This is a genomic window from Planktothrix rubescens CCAP 1459/22 (assembly GCA_904830895.1).
In the GTDB taxonomy this organism is placed as follows: domain Bacteria; phylum Cyanobacteriota; class Cyanobacteriia; order Cyanobacteriales; family Microcoleaceae; genus Planktothrix; species Planktothrix agardhii.
In genome coordinates this window covers 916,571-935,516 of record LR882958.1, presented here as the reverse complement: position 1 = coordinate 935,516, position 18,946 = coordinate 916,571, and the positions used below count along the sequence as shown (strand labels likewise).

The 18,946-nt window shown below is 38.8% G+C and carries 16 protein-coding genes; 14 read left to right on the top strand and 2 right to left on the bottom strand.

Features of this window, described 5'->3' with window-relative positions:
- Window positions 1-4: 4 nt before the first annotated feature.
- The 13 genes from NMG86_RS04465 to NMG86_RS04405 all read left to right on the top strand — a co-directional run bounded on the left by NMG86_RS04465 (window position 5) and on the right by NMG86_RS04405 (window position 14,767).
- Entirely contained in the window at window positions 5-982 is a 978-nt protein-coding gene (locus NMG86_RS04465) for a LamG domain-containing protein (RefSeq protein WP_026788843.1), read from the top strand.
- A gap of 276 nt (window positions 983-1,258) precedes the next feature.
- Window positions 1,259-2,089, top strand: coding sequence for an RNA polymerase sigma factor (locus NMG86_RS04460; protein WP_043938843.1), 831 nt, complete (start codon window positions 1,259-1,261; stop codon window positions 2,087-2,089).
- Complete coding sequence (locus tag NMG86_RS04455) at window positions 2,029-3,636, top strand: tetratricopeptide repeat protein (protein ID WP_071783072.1); 1,608 nt, start codon at window positions 2,029-2,031, stop codon at window positions 3,634-3,636. Before NMG86_RS04460 ends, NMG86_RS04455 begins: the two co-directional genes overlap by 61 nt.
- Window positions 3,637-3,792: 156 nt before the next feature.
- On the top strand, window positions 3,793-4,344 hold the full coding sequence (locus NMG86_RS04450) for a hypothetical protein (RefSeq protein ID WP_026788841.1): 552 nt from the start codon (window positions 3,793-3,795) through the stop codon (window positions 4,342-4,344).
- A 135-nt stretch (window positions 4,345-4,479) separates the two neighbouring features.
- A complete protein-coding gene (locus tag NMG86_RS04445; RefSeq protein ID WP_144018167.1) occupies window positions 4,480-6,210 on the top strand; it encodes a hypothetical protein in 1,731 nt (576 codons plus the stop codon).
- Window positions 6,211-6,420: 210 nt separating this feature from the next.
- A complete protein-coding gene (locus NMG86_RS04440; RefSeq protein ID WP_026797098.1) occupies window positions 6,421-7,725 on the top strand; it encodes a hypothetical protein in 1,305 nt (434 codons plus the stop codon).
- A 96-nt stretch (window positions 7,726-7,821) separates the two neighbouring features.
- Window positions 7,822-9,048, top strand: coding sequence for a hypothetical protein (locus tag NMG86_RS04435; RefSeq protein WP_141294340.1), 1,227 nt, complete (start codon window positions 7,822-7,824; stop codon window positions 9,046-9,048).
- A gap of 144 nt (window positions 9,049-9,192) precedes the next feature.
- Window positions 9,193-10,029 (top strand): hypothetical protein, encoded by an 837-nt coding sequence (locus tag NMG86_RS04430; protein WP_026797096.1) that lies wholly within the window; start codon window positions 9,193-9,195, stop codon window positions 10,027-10,029.
- Between the two features lie 99 nt (window positions 10,030-10,128).
- Entirely contained in the window at window positions 10,129-11,241 is a 1,113-nt protein-coding gene (locus NMG86_RS04425) for a hypothetical protein (RefSeq protein WP_026797095.1), read from the top strand.
- A gap of 369 nt (window positions 11,242-11,610) precedes the next feature.
- Entirely contained in the window at window positions 11,611-12,669 is a 1,059-nt protein-coding gene (locus tag NMG86_RS04420) for an IS630 family transposase (protein ID WP_042152127.1), read from the top strand.
- A 21-nt stretch (window positions 12,670-12,690) separates the two neighbouring features.
- Complete coding sequence (locus NMG86_RS04415; protein ID WP_081695638.1) at window positions 12,691-13,113, top strand: CVNH domain-containing protein; 423 nt, start codon at window positions 12,691-12,693, stop codon at window positions 13,111-13,113.
- A gap of 271 nt (window positions 13,114-13,384) precedes the next feature.
- Window positions 13,385-13,561 carry an S-layer homology domain-containing protein gene (locus NMG86_RS04410; RefSeq protein ID WP_237157105.1) on the top strand — a complete coding sequence of 59 codons (177 nt, stop codon included), beginning with the start codon at window positions 13,385-13,387 and terminating at the stop codon, window positions 13,559-13,561.
- Between the two features lie 339 nt (window positions 13,562-13,900).
- Window positions 13,901-14,767 carry a DUF4231 domain-containing protein gene (locus NMG86_RS04405; protein WP_026797093.1) on the top strand — a complete coding sequence of 289 codons (867 nt, stop codon included), beginning with the start codon at window positions 13,901-13,903 and terminating at the stop codon, window positions 14,765-14,767.
- Window positions 14,768-15,266: 499 nt separating this feature from the next.
- Here NMG86_RS04405 and NMG86_RS04400 read toward each other — a convergent pair whose 3' ends face one another.
- Window positions 15,267-16,910, bottom strand: a complete 1,644-nt coding sequence (locus NMG86_RS04400; protein ID WP_026796751.1) for an IS1634 family transposase — start codon at window positions 16,908-16,910, stop codon at window positions 15,267-15,269.
- Window positions 16,911-16,967: 57 nt separating this feature from the next.
- Between NMG86_RS04400 and NMG86_RS04395 the strand changes: the two genes are divergently transcribed.
- Window positions 16,968-17,771 (top strand): Uma2 family endonuclease, encoded by an 804-nt coding sequence (locus tag NMG86_RS04395; protein ID WP_338010934.1) that lies wholly within the window; start codon window positions 16,968-16,970, stop codon window positions 17,769-17,771.
- A gap of 90 nt (window positions 17,772-17,861) precedes the next feature.
- On the opposite strand, the gene NMG86_RS04390 is transcribed toward NMG86_RS04395, so the two are convergent.
- Window positions 17,862-18,590: a superantigen-like protein SSL4 gene (locus tag NMG86_RS04390; RefSeq protein WP_144018166.1), complete on the bottom strand. Its 729-nt coding sequence runs from the start codon at window positions 18,588-18,590 to the stop codon at window positions 17,862-17,864.
- Between the last annotated feature and the right edge of the window lie 356 nt (window positions 18,591-18,946).

Genomic DNA, 18,946 nt, shown 5'->3' with positions numbered 1-18,946 from the left:
AAAAATGGCTCCCATACCTGTTTACAATTCAGAGGACAAAGTTTACAGCTTTAATGGCATCAGTGACTTTGAAAAAGTTAATAATAGTGACGCGATCAACTTTAGCGCCGATCAGGACTTCACCATAGCCGTTTGGGTTAAAGCCGAAAGTCAACAAAAAGACACGAAAAATGGAGATAATGATGTCCTTGAAAAGTGGATCAGTGGCTCTGGGGGATATCCTTATGTGATTCGCTACATAAATCAAAAAGCGGGGAATAGCTCTGGGATAATTGTTGCAGCCCGCTATGATGGCAGCAATAATCCTAGTGTGCGGTCAACCAGCAAAGTTAATGATGGGCAATTCCATCATGTCGCGTTTGTCCGCAGCAAGGAAAATAATCAAGGGAAACTCTCTCTCTATATTAATGGAAAATTAGAGGGTAGCAATACAGATACGACTACTGGGAATACCAAAACTAATAGTCCCCTCTATCTCGGTTGCCGAGGTTATCAAAATGCGGGCATGAATTATTTCATGGGCAGTATCAAGGGTTTATCTATTTATAATGTCGCCCTCAGTCCAGAGCAAATTCAGGCAGTGGTTAACCCGACCCCAGTGAAACCGATTATTTTAGACGGCCAATTGGAAATTCCCTGCAAATTGGAGACAGGGGTAGAATTTACTAACGAGCAGAGTCAGGATGTCACGTTTAAATTTACCCCATCAGGCCGATTTAGCGTTGCGGAATTTTTGCCGGAGTGTACATCAGCAGGAATTAAGGACTTCAAATATCAGGATGTGATGAAATATCCTAACAATACATCCTTTGCTCTGCTGGCGGTGAACAAGCAAACCGGTGCGGTTGTAGCAGAAGTGGGTCAAGAAACGACTCTAGTTGTCAAAGCGGGTGAAACTTTAATCTTCATTCTTAATGACGTGCCTGGGTGTTACTGCGATAACACCAGTGCCATCACAGTCAATTGGTCGTGCTCTGTCTAACTCCTTAACTGGCAACGGGCAATATTATTGCTTGAAACCCAGATAACAGTAAATATTTAAGTCCCATCAATCGCGGATCTAATTATGACCGAATCGAAGCGGTTTTGTCGATTGGTGGGATGACAATGACTTGATTTTTACTGGCTTTTATATTATAGATGTAAATTTTTCCAACTATTTTCAACACGGCTATAGAAATCCTAAATTATTTGTGGAATAATTCTTTAGGAGGATGACATAACGAACCCATTAAGTTAACTCCCATGCACTGAAAACATGAATAGTAATAAAACTTTACATCCCTTAGTAATTGCCCAAGCTGTAAAGACAATTTCGGATGGCACAAAAGAGAGAGAAAAACTGTTTTGGCAGCAATGGGGGCAGTATCGAGATTATCTTTATCATTGCTGCCTGAAATGGATGAGAGGTAATGCTATTGATGCCGAAGAGGTACTCAGCCAAGCGATGCTCAAAGCCATTGAGAAGATTAGACAGGGGAGTCATATCGTTACTAACTTTAAAGCTTGGTTGACTCGACTAACCTATAACCTCTGTATGGATATACATCGAGAATACAAGATGTTAGGTAATCGGGTTGAGAGCTTGGAAATAATATTTGAAAAAGGGGATGATGGGCTTGTTTTCTCCTCCAATAGTCCTGAAAGCTGGGCTTTGGAATGCGAACTAGGAATAATCATTCACCGTGTGATTGAGGATTTACCACCCAGACTGCGGGAACCCTTTGTCCTATACTTCATTGAGGAGAAATCCTATCAGGACATAGCACAAGAACTAGGGATATCCTACGACAACCTTTGCAAACGGATTTCACAGGCACGAGGAATTGTGCAAAAACGATTGACAAGGTATTTGTCTGGGTTAGAACAATCTTCTCTATTGCCTTTTAAGTTACCCGACAAAAAAAAGATAACCGAAGTAGAGAGTTTCGACTCCAATGCAATGATCAGGACTGACTCAGAGATGACCCCACCCTCCCGACAAAAGGAGGGCTTTGATCGTTCCCTTAATTATCAAATAAGTGCGATATGTCTCGAAACACTGCCTCATGCTTGGTATCACTCACCCAGTCCTCTGGGGTGGAGTTGAATATTCACCTAGTCTTAGAAGAAAAACCAACCCGACAACACCAGAAGTTGAAAACATTAAGTCAGTATGTGCAGCAGTATCCCTCTGGCTGGAAAAAAAGGTTGGAATTAGCTAATTTGTTCTACGCGATGGGTCAATGGTCTCTGGCGATTGAAGAGTATCGCCATGTCCTTGACCGACAGCCCCAATTAATCAATCTGTGGTTGAAGTTGGGGAAACTTTTGGAACTCATGCAACAGAAAGCTGAGGCAATTAGGGTTTATGAAAGTGCCTTAGTTTTCTCAGAAAATGAAGCTGTAAGTAAGAACATTAGCGGATTGATTGCCGTTTGTCAAGGTGATACGGAAAAAGCCATCATTGCGTTTGAAACGGCGGCTAACCTAGAACCAGATAACACTGCTACCTGGCTGGCTGTCGGACAATTGCAGATGGGTAGAGAGAATCCTGTGGGGGCTTTACAAGCCTTTAACATGATTTTGTCCATCAACCCAGATGATATTGTGGCTTTAATTCATAGCTATGATGGACTGCTCCAACTGGGGAATTATCAGGAAGCCCAGCGACGGCTGAATCAATTAATCGTCCTAGCTCCTAATGATTTGCGGGTACTTCAACGACAGTTGGATTGGCGTTGCACGATGAGATGGGTATCTGGTGAAGAGGGCAAGCAGACTAAAAAGATGATTAGCTCTGCTTTACGACAGGCACCTCATGGAGCCGAAGTCCATAAATCCTTAGCTTATTACCACATTTTTCGAGGAGATTGGGAGCAAGGAGTCAGGGTGTTAACAGAGTTTACTGAAGAACACCCTAATAATCCTCGTGGTTGGTATTACTATGGGCTGTGTTTATTTCACAGGGGGGATTATCAGAGTGCAGCTAAAGTGATACTGAAAGCTTATCGTCTCTATCCCAATGATTGTGAAATCTATCGAGCCTTATGTGAAATTTTGATTGCCTCTACCCAAGTTTCTCTCCCAGGAGGAAAGGAAAGTCTTGCTTCAATCGTGCAAGAAATGCTGGAGCGATTTCCTGAACGTTGGAGTGTTTGGGCGACAGCAGGGCGGGTGCTGGTGCAAAACTTTCAGGAGATTGAGAGGGGGTGTCGTATTTCTTTCCAGGGAACTCAACTTCAGCCTCTGTTACCGGATGCTTGGTTTCGTCATGGCCGAGTGTTAGCCTTAGCCCATAAACACCAAGAAGCGGTGGAGGTACTACAGCAAGGATGGCAGTTTTTACCTGAAAATGGGGGATATCTGCAATTCGTCTCGGCTGCGGTGTGGCTAGGAGAAAGTTATCGGGTACTGGGGAATGATGGGGCGAGTCACCACTGGTGGGAAGAAGCTTGCGTACGAAGTCAGGAACTGAGGATGTTCAACCCCGTTATAGCTGATTACTGGTTAGGCAGAGCTTTAGAGGGGTTAGGGGATGTTATGGGGGCAATGAAGGTTTATCGCAGTGCCTTGAGTCAACAGTTACTTTATCCGGCTCGTGGGGAGGTTGAAGTCGCTTTGAAACGGCTAAAAGCTTTATTACGGAAGGATTAACCTCGTTGAGGATGAGTTTCTAGTGGGATTGAGTTAGGGGAAAAAAATAGCCTCTAACTCAAAAAATTCAGAAATTGAGGTTGGAAATCGTCTTTAAAGTGTAAGAGAGCACACAAAATTAGCTCGATTGAATCAAAAACATGAGGTTTTAAATAAATGCCACTCCAATGGAATCAACAGCCGGATCATGTGAAACAAGCCTTCCTAGACCAAAAAGCGACATTAGTAATCCTTCCCAAAGGGATGAAGTTATGGAAGCTTACTGGTTATAAGCCGTCAAGAAATCCAAATATTCATCGTTTTACACCCCCAATTACTCCTTGGTGGTCTAATTATGACCCATTCAAGGATGATACACGGGGAGTAAAAGGGATATTAAAAGATTCTATTGCAAAAAGTCAAATATTTTTGGCTTATGTTCGAGACAGATCAGCAGTGACCATTGAGTGGAATAGCCTGACTTACTATATGGAAACAAAGCTTCTGAACGATAAAGAAGCTTTTTGGGGTCGCTACGCGCCACAGCCTGTATCCAAAAACCCAATTTATCAGACGTTATACGACGGTGTGTATTATCCTGAAGCTTTAGGAGGGTGGCCTGATGCTTTTCAGTTATATATCCCGAATTTACAAACAGCAGATCTGGCAACACCTGAATGGTTCAGTTCCACTGATAACAAGGCATTGAAGGCGCAGTTCGGCATATAAAGCATGAAAAAGGGAAAAAAACAGTCTCTAACTCAAAAAATTCAGAAATTGCCATCTGAGATCGTCTTATAGATACAGATGCCTAAGCCCGGAACCGGGCTACCACGAAAAACAATCAGTTTACAGGTAAATAACATGAGCGAATCATCAATTGTTAAAGTTGATCCTAACGAGGAAAAGCTCGAATTAGTCATCAAAACGGGTAACAAAGAGGAAATCTATTCACTTTTGGCTAAACCGAGCTACACATCTGTGTTAGTCGTTGAGGCTGAACGGGAAATTTTGCAGACTTTATCGATCGAAAAAGTCATATTGAACTTAAAAACGACTGGTGATTTGATGTACCTGGCATTTAATGCCTTGTCAGGGGTACCGAATATCCAGGTCAAGATGTCTGACCTACAAAGATCGTTCTATGAAGCTTGTACAGTTTGCATAACAACAGTTCAAGGTTTTGTAACAAAGTCTGATGATGTCATCGAGAATATATTCTCGGCTTATAGCTTCTTATATCAGATTGAGGAAGAGGCAGCTGTGGATATAATTGCACAGTGTGGAGAGACTGCAAAAGAGATGGCTCAGGAAGCCAGAGCTTTAGCCGTTCGTTTTAAGAAAATTATAGCTGACTGCACCGTTGTACATAATGAGTCACTGGACTTAAGAAATATTAAGAATGAAGACCGAGAAAAGTTAAAGCAGGGTTTAGCTGAGTTGGCAGCAGTTCAGAAAAACGCTGAGACGCTTCAAGAGCAGATTAAATCATCACTAGAACAAATCAATATAGAATATGAGGAAGCTAAACAGATAGAGCAAAGAGAGTCCCAAAGGGCTTTTGATCTAGGACTCGCCTCTACAATTATGGGAGGTCTGTCTGCTGCTTTCGGTGCAGGAGTTCAAATGTTCGCTGCTGCAAAAACTGGGGGATTGATGGGGGGAAATTTAGGCGGTGGAAGCACTTCAGCAGCTAACACCCAAACCTCATCGACGAACCCGACGATCAAGAAGGTAGACTCATCAATAGCTGATTTGGAGAAAGCCACGAAAGAGGAACTTGCACTTCAGCGAAAAAAACTTAAAGTTGAGCAAGAAATTGTTGAGTGCAACAAAAATATAAAAGACCTGCCTGATTCGCCGGCAAAAGAAGCTGAAAAACAGAAACTTCAACAAAAAACCCAAGAAAACCAATTATTAACAGAGCAGTTAGAACAAGCAAAACTAGCCCTCGAAGGTCTTCAAAAAGCCACAGATCGGATGTCACAGGACTTGAAAGAAATGTCAAGTTCCTCACAGTCTGCACTAGAGCGTGCGTCAACTCACAAACTTAATTTGTTCAATGCCCGGAATAAACTTGCAGAGGATAGCCGTCAAACGATGGCAAAACTTGCAGAATATGCAGTACGAGTTTCAAATACAAAAATCGACATTGATAACACAGCTATGGCGATTGAGAGTCTCGAATGTGCAGTTCGCGCTCTTGCCCAAGCCCACGTTGCATTGACTGAGACAGCATTATTTTGGGATTCAATGGCGAATTTCTGTGAAAGACTGCAATCCCCAAGGGCTCAATCCTCACTGAAAAGCGCTATGAAAATCCAATCTGAGGATAAACGGCGTAAGGCTTACTCTCAACCAGTTTTCATGAGAGGAGCCCTTGATCTGCTCTGTAGATGGGTGGCTGTGAATAGCGTCTCTAAAAAATATCTGGTTGCTTCAAATGAGGTATTTCAAAAAGTTGGCGCTAACATCGCATCAGCACCTTCAATTGAAGCAGGGCAAAAAGCAGCACCAGCCTTAGCTCAATCAGTTCTTAAAAATCTGAATGCAGAACTGACAACTTTAGATGTTCAAGCGGTGCTTGTACCTTAAAAATCAAGATTGAGATATTTATCTAAGGTTTGTAAACCTGGATAAGCTGAGGATCATGAGATATCGGGTGTTGTGATGTTTTGCTCCACAACACTTGCTATCTCTTGTCCCTTCCTGACTGCCTTTTGTTCCAACCCCTGTGTTGACGACATAAAGCAATGACTAACCCCCTCTAAATTTCTTAACCCATACATCAATTATGTAGGTAAAATGAGCGACTTAACAATACTGACACAAGATAATCTGGGCCTTTGGGTAGAACCTTATATAACGAATAAAGAAAAGATAGAGACGCTTATCATTCCTCAGAAAATTGACAGTAAATTTGTGGCTGATTCTAGGGATCAGATTCTTGGAGTTTTGTCAATGGATTCGTTAGTGCGGAATTTGGAAAATTCTGGGGATTTAGTGTTTCTGGCATTCAACGCTTCGGCGGGAACAGATATTCAGTCCCAAGTCGCTGGAATCCAGTTTTCACTGCATAAAATTTCTGGCCAATGTATTAACACACTTGACATATACATCAGTCAATGTCAACAAATCATGATTGCTCTGGTTAAAATATACAAACACCTATTGGCAGGTAAAGAAGCATTAGCCGGTATTCAATTAGAGTATTGCGCGAAGATTGCAAACCAGATGGGTATTTATGCCAAAACTTTAGGGGATAGTTTTGAAAATCTTTATAATCAGTCCTACGATGTCAGTAAAAATTCATTAAATTTACGGAATCTGAGCTACGCTGATCAGACTAAACTGACTAAAGAATTGAATGAATTTAATGAACTTCAGACAAACGCGAAAGTCTATCAAGATAATCTTTTAAAAGATATCGATAAGCTAATTATAGATCATTGTGATTCCCTCTTAAAAATAGAAGAGTCTGCTGGCGGAGGCTTTAGCGGTTTTGTTGCCGGTTTTTTAGGGTTTTTTGGAGTCAATGTTCCTGACCCAAGAAAGGAACTTATAGCGCAAGAAAATTCTCGATACTTTACTCAAATGCAACGTCTTCAACAACAAAAAATTGAAACTCTTTTAAAAATTAGCAGATATGCAGGACAAATTTCCAGCCTAGAAAGCAGTATTTCTGATGCTGCCAGATCTGTTGAGAGTTTCCATACTGTATATAAAGCACTCTCTACAATCGTGGTTTCATTGAAGCAGGAAACAGTTTTCTGGTATTCAATGGAGAGCTACTGTAATAACCTTAAAAAATTCAAAAATCTTCAACCCCAGGTAAGCTTATCTTTAGAGAAGAAGATTCAGAGATATTCTAGCCAGCAATTCATTAATATGTTCTTGCGGAGCTTATCCCAATGGATGGCTGTCTATGGAATTTCTCAGGAATCTTTAGTAGCAGCAAGAATTCTGGAAAATAAAGTAGCAGCTAATATACAGGCACAACCTTCAATCGAAACTGCTAAGAAACTAACACCTGAGTTAGCTAAAAAACTTTTCGGTTCTGTCAATATGCAGATTCAAGCTTTAGAAGAGGCTATAAAGCCTATCAACTAAGGTTTAGAACAAGCCTGCTCGTCGTTGATGGAATAGCTGCAATAGATGCTGAATCATCGCTATCTAAAGTTAACCAACAAACTACTGAATTAAGTCATGGATAAACACAACTACCGGAGTATACAAATGAATTTTTTTCCGACTACAATATTACTCACTAAAGCCAAGTTCATGGGGAAAACGTTAGTCGTTTTTATTCTATCTCTACTGCTTTTTTTCCCAACTCCTGCATTAGCGTTTGACTTGGGTGGTTTCTTAAAGGATGTTCAAAAAGTTGACTTGAATAAAGTCGTTAATGATGTTCAGAAAGTTGACTTCAATAAAGTCGTTAATGATATTCAGAAAGGTGACTTGAATAAAGTCTCTAATGAGCTTCAGAAAATTGACTTCAATCCAGTCATTAATCTGATTAAGAATACAGTTAATTCCCCTGCAAGTGTAGATCCATCTATTGCCTATAACCAGGAACTACAATCATACATATCTAAACTTACAGGAGATTTCAAGAACATACTGGAGTCTATTCAGAAACTTCCCACTCTACCTGAGAAAGAAGGTCAAGAAAGTCTGGCAACGATAGACAGTCAACTACAAAAACTTAAAGAGGATTCAAGCAACCGTGCCAAACAGTTTGATACTTGGAGTAATGAGCAGCAGAAAAAATATCAAGAACTTCTGAATAACATCAACACAATGTATCAAGAGCAACAGGTTTTGAAGGGAGAAGTGGAAGCAAAGAACGCAGAATTACCCATCGTAGAACGTGAATTAGGTCTTGAGGGAAGTCAATATGACGAAGCTTACAAGAAGTACGAAAAACTGAACCGCGAGATACAGGATAATTTGGCAGCGGCGAGGCACATTAGAAGGGAATTAGACGGACTAACCTTTGATCCACTAGGGCTTAAAAGCTCATTCAATGCAGAAATAAGAAAATACGAAGGTGAAAATCAAAAACTTGAACCGCTCAGAAATGATCTAAAATCACGATTGGATCGGATCTCGCAACTTCGCAATGCTGTTGAAAGCAAGAAAGCAGAACTCAGGTCGAAGCAGTCTCGTATTAATACATTAGAACAAAATAAAACCAAGTTAGAAAGCAACAGGCAGACAATAGCTGAAGCAGCAGTCCTAGCCACTAGAATGTCTTCATTCTGCAATAAGGCTGAAAACGACATCAACTTGGCAAAACAAAATATCGGGAACGTCAAAGAGTATGCGGATGCACTTGCTTCTTTCAGCGACCCGGATATCTTGGGTGAAATCAAAGATTTGGCTACATTAGTCACGAACTTAAGTAATAAAGTCTCTCAAGGAATTTAGAACACCCATTCAGGCATCCGCGCTGATCAGCTAAGGTTCACAAAATACCTGTTAGACATGACTTAAGGAATAAATGCAATAGATAGCGGTGATTGCCATCTATTGCTATTGTAGATTTAAACCCAAAAACGACTGAGTTAATTTATGGACACCCAAAACTACCGAATTATGAAAATGACATTTTTTACCCAGAAAAACCTACTAAGTCAAGCCAAGATTGTTTGGAAAACCTTAGTAATTTTGATTTTAGCTGTACTGCTTTTTGTGCCAAAACCAGCATTGGCATTGGACTATAATGGCACAATAAAGTCCTATGTATCTAACGTGAAAGTAGAGTTAGATAGTGTATTGACAGCAATTAAAAAACTGCCCAATCTGTCTTACGAGACTGGTAAAACAACACTGTCAGAGATAGAGAGTCAATTACAAAAACTTCAAACCGAAGCCGGGAAAAATGCCGCAGATTTTCAGAAGTTGAGGGATGAAGGTGAGAAAGAGTACAAAAATGTTCTTAATGAGATCAACAAGCTATATGCCTCCCAACAAGCTATGGAGAAGGAAGTGCAGAGAAATGAAGCGGAATACCAGAAAAAACAAAGTGAACTAGAGCGCATTGAACGGGCTGCAAAAAAACTGGGATCGCAAGTGGACAATCAGTTTATCCAAGGAGCCGATAATTTCAGGAAGTATTTGGAAACAAATAAGTCAAATCTATTATTAATCCGGTCTAGGCTGAACGCTTTAATAGACAGTAGAACCAAGTTAGAGAAAGATAACCAGAAGTTGTCCGAGGGCATAAAATTAACCCAAGACATCTCCCAATTTTCTGATCACCTCGAAAAGCGAATTAACTTGGCAACACAAAAAGCCGGGAACGTCACAGGGTATGGGGAAGAACTTAAGTCTTTCAGTGACCCGGATATCTTAGGTGAAATTAGCGAACTCAATGAAATGGTTGCGAATTTAACCACGAACTTATAACAGGTTTGGTTCAGTAAGTTTAGATCTTCACACAATAGATGGCAATAACAGCCATCTATTCTTCTGTAAAATTAAACCCAAAAACTACTGAGTTAATTTATGGGCACCAAAAACTACCGGAGTATGGAAATGAGACTTTTATCCAGCAAAAGCTTATTATTTCAAGCCAAGATTGTGTTTAAAACTTTAGTCATTTTGCTTCTATCTGCACTGCTTTTGGCTCCAAAACCAGCATTGGCATTGAACTATAATAGCGCAATACAGTCCTATGTATCTAACGTTAAAGTAGAGTTAGATAGTGTATTGACAGCAATCCAAAAACTTCCCAATCTGTCTTATGAAAATGGGAAAACAACACTGTCAGAGATAGACAATAAATTACAAAAAATTCAAATTGATGCTAGGCAAAATGCTGTAAAATATGGGAATTTTAGCGATGAATCTCAGAGAGAGTACGAAAATCGTCTTAATAGAATCAATCAGCTACAAAAAGAGCAGGCAAATCAAGGATATAATGAAAATATCACTCTGGAATATAAAGTTTTTTCTCGAAACCCTATAACACGCGACATCAGTATATTCGGCGATAATAAGTATGTATACTTTTTTGACTTTGTTATCAACCATTGTGAAGCTGATAAACCTGTACCTGAAGGTGACACTGGCTATATATTTTTTAAATTTCTTCCATGCGTAGAAAGACTTGTTGGATATGATAATGATGATAATCTAAAAAGCTTTAAAGAAGCGATGAAACTTTACTATATAATAGACCGAATCTATCAAGTGGCGGTTTACAAAGGTTGCAAAACAGACCTTAGCGCCAAAGAATTCATGGACTGCGCCGTCCCCGCCCTTGATCAAGCCACTGCCGGTGGGCCCAATTTGGCTAACAGTGGAACATATTACATCAAAGCCGCAGGAGCTATAACGCGAAAGCCGGAAACAATCCGGTTTTTAGAAGCCTATTATATTGAGAAAAGTTTAAGAACTTTACGCAGAGAAACTCCTGTGTTACAGAAGGCAATCGTATTAACCAATAAAATCTCCCAATTGTCTGATCACCTAGAAAAGCGAATCAACCTGGCAACACAAAAAGCCGGGAACGTCAAAGAATATGCGGATGCACTTAAATCTTTTAGTGACCCGGATATCTTAGGTGAAATTAGCGAACTCAATAAAATGGTGGCAAATTTAACCACGAACGTATAAAGTGACACAAGAGAGTTTATGGGTGGATTAATTTAGAAAAAATGCCTCTAACTCAAAAAATTCAGAAATTGAGCTTGGGAAACGTCTTATTAGTGTAGAGAGGAAACACAAACCTCAATCTATAGGTAAAAACTCACAAAGACAAGGAGTAATTAAAGTGATCTTAAATCGTTGGATTAAGGCAATCTCCGTCTTAATATTTGTTTTTAGCTTGGCACTGATTACCAGTCCCTTGCCTGCTAATGCTGCTTCAAGTAGTTATCAACTCACCTGCGAAGATATTAATATTTACGGTTCTATAGCAGTCCTAAATCATTATCAAGAGCATGATATAATGATATACACTACTTGATTATGACAATAAAAATTATGAATGACTTACAACAGGCAGAAAAAGAGCGGAACAAAGAAATAGCTGAATTAGAAATTTTAATTGAGAGTAATCTTTCGGCAAGAGAACTAAAACGAGCAATAGCTGTCAGGATGGCACTCACCGGTAAAATTTACCGTGAAATCAGCCAAATTTTAGGTGTAAGCGAATTTTTTGTTGGGCATTGGAAAAAAGTTTTTAAAGTCAAAGGAATCGCTGGATTAAAACTAGGATATAAAGGCTCAAAAGGGTATTTAAGTATTCAAGAAAAAACAGAAGTAATTGAGTGGTTAAAGAATAAAAAGTATTGGGATTTAGATGAATTAGTTACTTATGTGGATCAAGAATTTGGGGTAATATATAAATCGAAACAAAGCTACTATAAACTTTTTGACCAGGCAAATATTAGTTGGAAGAAGTCTCAAAAGGTGAATCCAAAATTTAACGAAGAGCAAGTAAAAAAAAAGAGAGAAGAAATTAATGAGATGTTATCAAAACAAAAGGCTGGCATAGAATCGGGGGAAGTAATAGTATTTTTTTTAGATGAATGTCATCTACTTCATGGAGATGTTAATGGCTACGTTTGGGGTCAATCAAATCTAAGAATTGAAGTTCCAATTACCAATGAAAAAGAGCGACAAACTTATTTTGGAGCACTGAATTATCAAAGCAAAAGATTCCATGTTAAAAGTTACCCATCTGGGGATGGAAAATCAACAATTGAATTTATAAAATACTTACAAAACCAATATAAAAACAAGAGAATTATCTTAATTTGGGATGGAGCGAGCTATCATAGATTTGGAGAATTTAGAGAATTTTTATCAGAAATAAATGGTGATAAAGAACCTGATGATTTTTTAATTACTTGTATTTTATTTGCTCCTAATGCTCCGCAACAAAATCCGGTTGAAGATATTTGGTTACAAGCGAAAAACTTTTTGAGGAAGTATTGGTATTTATGCAGGTCGTTTAAGATTATCAAATTTTTGTTCGAGTTTTTTACTAAGGAACATAAATTTGATTTTCCCAAAATTCATCAGTATACTTATATATAGAAAATCATTTAGGATTGCTATATATTAGAAGCGAATTGCAGAAGAAGGGACCAATCAGTAAATCAGACTCATTTATTGTTGGAAGGGATTGAAAATATTGATGGAACTCTCAAGGTCACTTCTTCTTGGAGACCTGCTAATTTTGATCAATCTTGTGATGATATCTCAATTCGTGGAGATGTCATATCGGCCCAATGTCGAACCCGATCAGGCCGATATGTCTCAACCAGCCTACGCCTAAATGGCATTGAAAACATTGATGGAGAACTAAAATACACCAGTGAACCAACAGATGAACCCGTTGCATTTAATGAGGCTGAGGTTAATGAGGATGTAGAAAGAATTATTAGCGAGATGAGAGCAGATCAAGAGTTCAGAGCGCATTTCGATAGCGATCAAGAATTTGAGAATTATGTCAACAGATTCCGAGAAAGTTGGAATTAAAAAATTTGGGGTGAATTTGAGTTAGTTGCTCAATCACCATTTGCTATTGTTAAGCTGTTTTTTGATGAAGGGCGATCGCGTATCTTTCCCGAAGGAGCGTGATCGCTTTTTTTGTTTCTGGAAAATGCGATCACATGGAGGAGAATTACCCCTCACAACTTAATAAAGATTGCCACACCGAGATTGAAGTTGCGCTTCAGGTAATCCAAAGCTTTTAGTAGGATATCCAGGGGATATCTTCCGACCTAAACAAGAAATTTCCCGGGTTCAAGTGTTAGTCGCTTTAGCAAGTGGGTTAGAGTTAAAACCCCATACAAATCCTCAACAAACCCTGAAAATATTCAAAGATGCTAATCAAATTCCTCCCTGGGCAATTGAGGGTGTTGCCACCGCCACAGAAGCGGGATTAGTCGTTAATTATCCTGATAAAAATACCCTCAATATCTGAGGTGGTTGTTGCCACTCCATAGCCTCTGGAACCTGTTAAGGCGAGTAAAATAGTACGGTTTTCAATCTCTAAACGCTTCATAGTGGGTTTTTAATAGATCATTGATAGGCAGAATTTCGACCCATTTCCCTTCTGTGGTTTTATTTTATACTATTAATGTAGTATATTAACACCCAATTGTCAAGAACCCATAAAATTTAACTGACTACAGAGCTTTTGATCAGGTTTCCACTGCTGAAACAGTATTCTCATTTCTTAGATAATTTAAAAATGTTACCCTTCCAGATGGTGTATAATATTGATGAAAGTTATTCTGCTTATTCCGTTAGCCTTTAAGCCATGACTAATGTTACAGAGACGAACCCAGCGTCGATGATCATTACCCTTGAGGATTCTTCCAGTTCACCCAACTCCAGCCTCCTACTGCTGCTAAAAATTGTTGAGTATTTTTCCTTGGCAGGTTTTGTAGGTGCAGCTTTCATTAACATTTTTGTTTCTGAGTTGCAAGTCGCTAAAATCTATGAAATTATTTTAGCAGCAACCTGGATTTGTTTGTTCTTAATTAACCGACAAGTTTTTCAGAACTATCAACAGGCAGACAAACTCTCCAAAATAAAGAAAAATGCTGCACTGTATACAATTTTAACAGGTAATTTAACAGGTGAGAATAGTCCTATGGATAAGTCGGTGATTACCGCCGCGAGAATCCAAGCATTAGAATATGCTCAGGAGTTAATTGAAGACTATAAAAAAACCCGAAGAGACTGTCGCAGTATTTACTATATTTCACAAACTGCCACAATTGTTTTATCGGGTGTCACTCCTATTTTAGTGTTAGTGGATAAACTAGAAGCTGGGGTATCTTGGTTAAAATGGTTGCCTGTAATTTGTCCCGCAATTGCAGCTATTGTTGCTAGTATTGTCACCTCTTTTCCGTTTCAAGAAAATTGGGTAGCGGCGAACACTGCTGTGGAATTATTAGAGGCGGAACAGGAAAAATTCATCTTAGGAGTAAGTACCTTGTATCAATATGATGCGATGGAAGATGGTCAACTTTCTAAAAAAGCTCAAAGAGCCATAGAAAACTTTATTGTTCAGGTGAATACAATTCATCTCAAACAAGTTCAATCCGCAAGTGAGAACAAACAAGAACAACCCCCAGATTCAACCCCTACTATAGAATTAACTCCCCCAACTAAAGCCTAATTTACGTTCCTTGTTTAATCCTAGGAAATCAACCCGCTTAGGCGGGTTTTTTGATGACCTGGATGAAACAGAGATTAAACGAATTTCAAACCGTCAGAGAATGCGTGGATGCTGCTTTTTGATGAAGGGCGATCGCGTATCTTTCCCGAAGGAGCGTGATCGCTTTTTTTGTTTCTGGAAAATGCGATCACATGGAGGAGAATTACCCCTCACAACTTAATAACCCACATTCCGCAGATAGGGGTCAAATTTTCCACTAATTCTAAAAAATAGAAACCTATTCCAATTTTTCGGTGAACTTCCGAGGCTTTACTATCAAATTATATAGCTAGTTTACCGCTATTTAACTAAACATAAATAATTACTATTTTTTAATAGAAATAGAACTCCATTTTTTTAATATATTTGTATTTTATCACCAAATTCTTTTCAGCCAAGAGTTCTCATCTTGACTCATAACTTAGATTTTTTACAACTATTTCCCCCTTTCTTTTAATCTTTATCCCCCAGGAATCATTAAATAGTATTGACAGCAATCTTTCCCTAAATGCTGCAATATTTCTTGACGTTCTTGGGTTAAGTTACTCACTTGGTTTTCTCCATTTATCCTGACTAAATGCACCGCTTGGAACATTTGAAATATCCACCGCATCGTCGGTTTATTCGTTAATTTCTTGACCTGATTTCTTACCCCTTCTTGGGCTGTTTCTAATTGTTTTCTCAATTTTCTTTGAGCTAGGTTATACACTAACAAGCACAATCCCATTATCATCGCTATTGCTTCCACTCTCTCTGGTTTTTTCACGAATACACTTGCTGTGAAAAATAACGGATCTTTTAAAAATCTAAATCCTCTCTCGTTACTTTGCTGCGCTTTGTATTCGGCTAATAGCTTTTCATTACTCACCTCTTTCTTGTCTAATATATTTGTCGCTAATATAAATCTTCCGGCTTTGATTTTTTCCGCTTCTATCACTGATTCTCTAGGTTCTATCTCTCCTGTTACTTGATAAACTATTGTCTTTTCTTGATTCCCTTTTTCTGTTTTACTTTGGCTTTTTTTACTGGCTTTTTCTGTGCATTTTATTTCTTTTATTTCGTGATATTTCCACGAATCTGATAACATTTTTATCCCAATCTCTGCATCCGCTATGCAAGCATACTCTTGTTTCAATAGCTTCCGCAGTGATGCTTTGGCGTTCTCTAACTGTTTTTCTACTTGCTCTGATATTTTTTTTAGGGCTGCTTTTTTCCTGGCTTCACTTTCTACTACTAACCATCTTTGTTTTATGTTTGCGTACTCACTTGATTTCGTTGCTATTCTATATCCTTTTATTTGACTCTGCTCCCATTCTTCCTCTTCTATCTCTACAATCTTATTTTGCGCTTCTTTTATACTTAATGGTACTCTTGTTATCCATTTCATTCCTGCCATTGCTCCTATATTCTCTGCTGTGTATAATGCACTGTCTGCTACACATATTCCTTCAAATGTCCATTGCTTTTTAAATTCTTTTAGTCTTTCTACAAATACGCTTTTATCATCGGCGTTTCCGTCATCTATTTTTAGATATAATGGCACATCTCCGTCTCCGCTTACTACCATATCTATTATAAATTGTTTCAGATCTGGTCTTTTATCTCTTGAGTATCCATGCACTATTTTTATGGCTTTCATTTCTTCTTCTATTTCCTGATTTTCTTCTTCTTTACTTTTGTATTCTCCCTCTACTGATATCGAACTGCTATCTAGGTGTACGCTTTCCTTTTCTACTTGGAATTTTTGGGCGGCTTTTAGGGCTATTGCTGTGAATAGATTTGTTGTTCCTACTTCATAATATTTATCTAATGCTCTCCCGATTCTGTCATCATTTAGTTGCTCTGCTATTACTCCTTCTCCTATTAAATGTTCTGTTGCTTTCCCTACGAAAAAGTTCTCGAATAGGTACAGCGGCGCGCTCAAAAACCCTAATCCATTCAAAATCATTGCTTTCATTACCTGTCCTGGGCTTATGGCTTCTTTTCCTCTTAATCCCACTTTTTTATTCACTTCTTCTACTAATTCCATCTCATCTATTACGCCTGCTACTATTCCTAAATGGTCTAAATTCACGATTTCTATCGCTTCTAGGGGGTTTTTCATATTTTTATTTGTTCAGCTACTCTAATTATTATTCTACATTGAAAATAGCCCAAATGATTGCCATATAATGATTTGGGCTTTTATTTATTCCAATTTAATTGGCAATTCAATTGGCTTAAATATCTGCGGAATGTGGGTAATAAAGATTGCCACACCGAGATTGAAGTTGCGCTTCAGGTAATCCAAAGCTTTGCTGACGGCAAAACAGAACTTGAGCAGCCCGTTCTGGCTGCGGCTCTGACCGATGCACTCGGAGCCGCCGGATATATTCAGCCAGAAATGCTAATTGCTTCTAATTTAGGGCTAGTTGCAACTGTTAATAAAAACACTGTTGTCAAAGCTCCAGACTGGTTTTATGTGCCTCAAGTCCATCCTCTACCCCAAGGAGTAATTCGTCGAAGTTATAGCCCTAATATTGATGGCGCTAATATTGAGATTGTGATGGAATTTCTATCAGAAGCAGATGGAGGAGAATTATCTATCCGCTCAACTCCTCCCTATGGCAAATTCCACTTTTATGAACAGATTCTTCAAGTTCCTACATACATCACTTATGACCCCTACGATAGAAGTTTAGAAGTCCGTTATTTGCAAGATGGGCGATATGTTTTACACCCAGCAAATGATCAGGGACGGGTATGGATTCCACAACTAGAATTATATCTGGGAATTTGGTCGGGGGAACGGTTGCAACAAACTATGAATTGGCTGCGTTGGTGGGATAATTCAGGTAATTTGTTACTGTGGAGTTCAGAAGAAGCTATTCAAGAACGCCAACGAGCAGACCAAGAACAACAACGGGCAGAACGATTGGCGGCTAAGTTGCGGGAATTGGGAATTGATCCAGATTTGCCAGATTAAATACTATTAAATCCCACCAAAAAAACCCAAAAAAAAAAATTAGTAACTCCTATCTCTTGTTTCTAGGTTCTACCTAGAAACGAGAGATACCTACAAATCAATAAAGGGTTCAGTGTTGTCACTGCTAGTATCAGGAAGCGTTTCAACAGTTGGAGTTGAAATATTATTATCCGTTGGTTGTTCAACAGTTGGAGTTGAAATATTATTATCCTTTGGTTGTTCAACGGGTGGAGTTGAAATATTATCCTTTGGTTGTTCAACAGTGGGAGTTGAAATAATATTATTATCTGTTGGTTGTTCAACAGTGGGAGTTGAAATAATATTATTATCTGTTGGTTGTTCAACAGTGGGAGTTGAAATATTATTATTCATTGGTTCTTCAACGGGTTTAATTAATGCACTATTCGCCCGTATAAAACAGTTTGTAGGTGTGCCATCAAGTTTTTTCTTAACAAAAATCCAAGGTAAAAATTGAGCATCTCTGGTGAAAACAAAGCCACTATAACTCACTTGCGCTCGAAAAATCTCATCGGGTTTAAATGTGGCAACTACCGGCCAATTACTAATACTAGGAAATCCAGGGTTATCAGGATTCCAAATTTCTTCAATGCTTGAATTTCCCATGCGACAATTCAACCCATTAGGATCGGAATCAACAACTTGCCAATATAGATGGGAAGATAGGCTCACATAGTTACCTTGAGCATTGGGTTCAGGGAGGGGTTGAGCAGCCCAAGTAGGTGTGATTCCCAGTAGGAAAACCAACCCTAAACTTAAAATTACTATCCTATAAATCGCTTTGAATCGGTTTAGCATCATAGTCCTCATTGAATTAGGATTTTTTAGGTATCAGGAATTTACCCTTTGATTTGACTTGGGAGCAACCCCGTCCGGTGTGGTATGGCTATTCCTTGATTCTAACACTTCTTTAGAATATCCTTAAATACTATAAAATCATCAAACCTAAACATAAAAATTATTCTTCTATTCCCTCAGTGACAATCCCTTGCTCTATCCCCTGTTAAACTATATCTTAATCAAACCGTTCCTCGTTTTCAATAGATTTCTGGAACAATTTTAATCAAAGTTACATGATTATCTAGTCGATAATTGTGCGCTAACGGTTCCGATTGCCGAAACCCCAGAACATATTTTAGCTACCCAAAAAGCCTTTC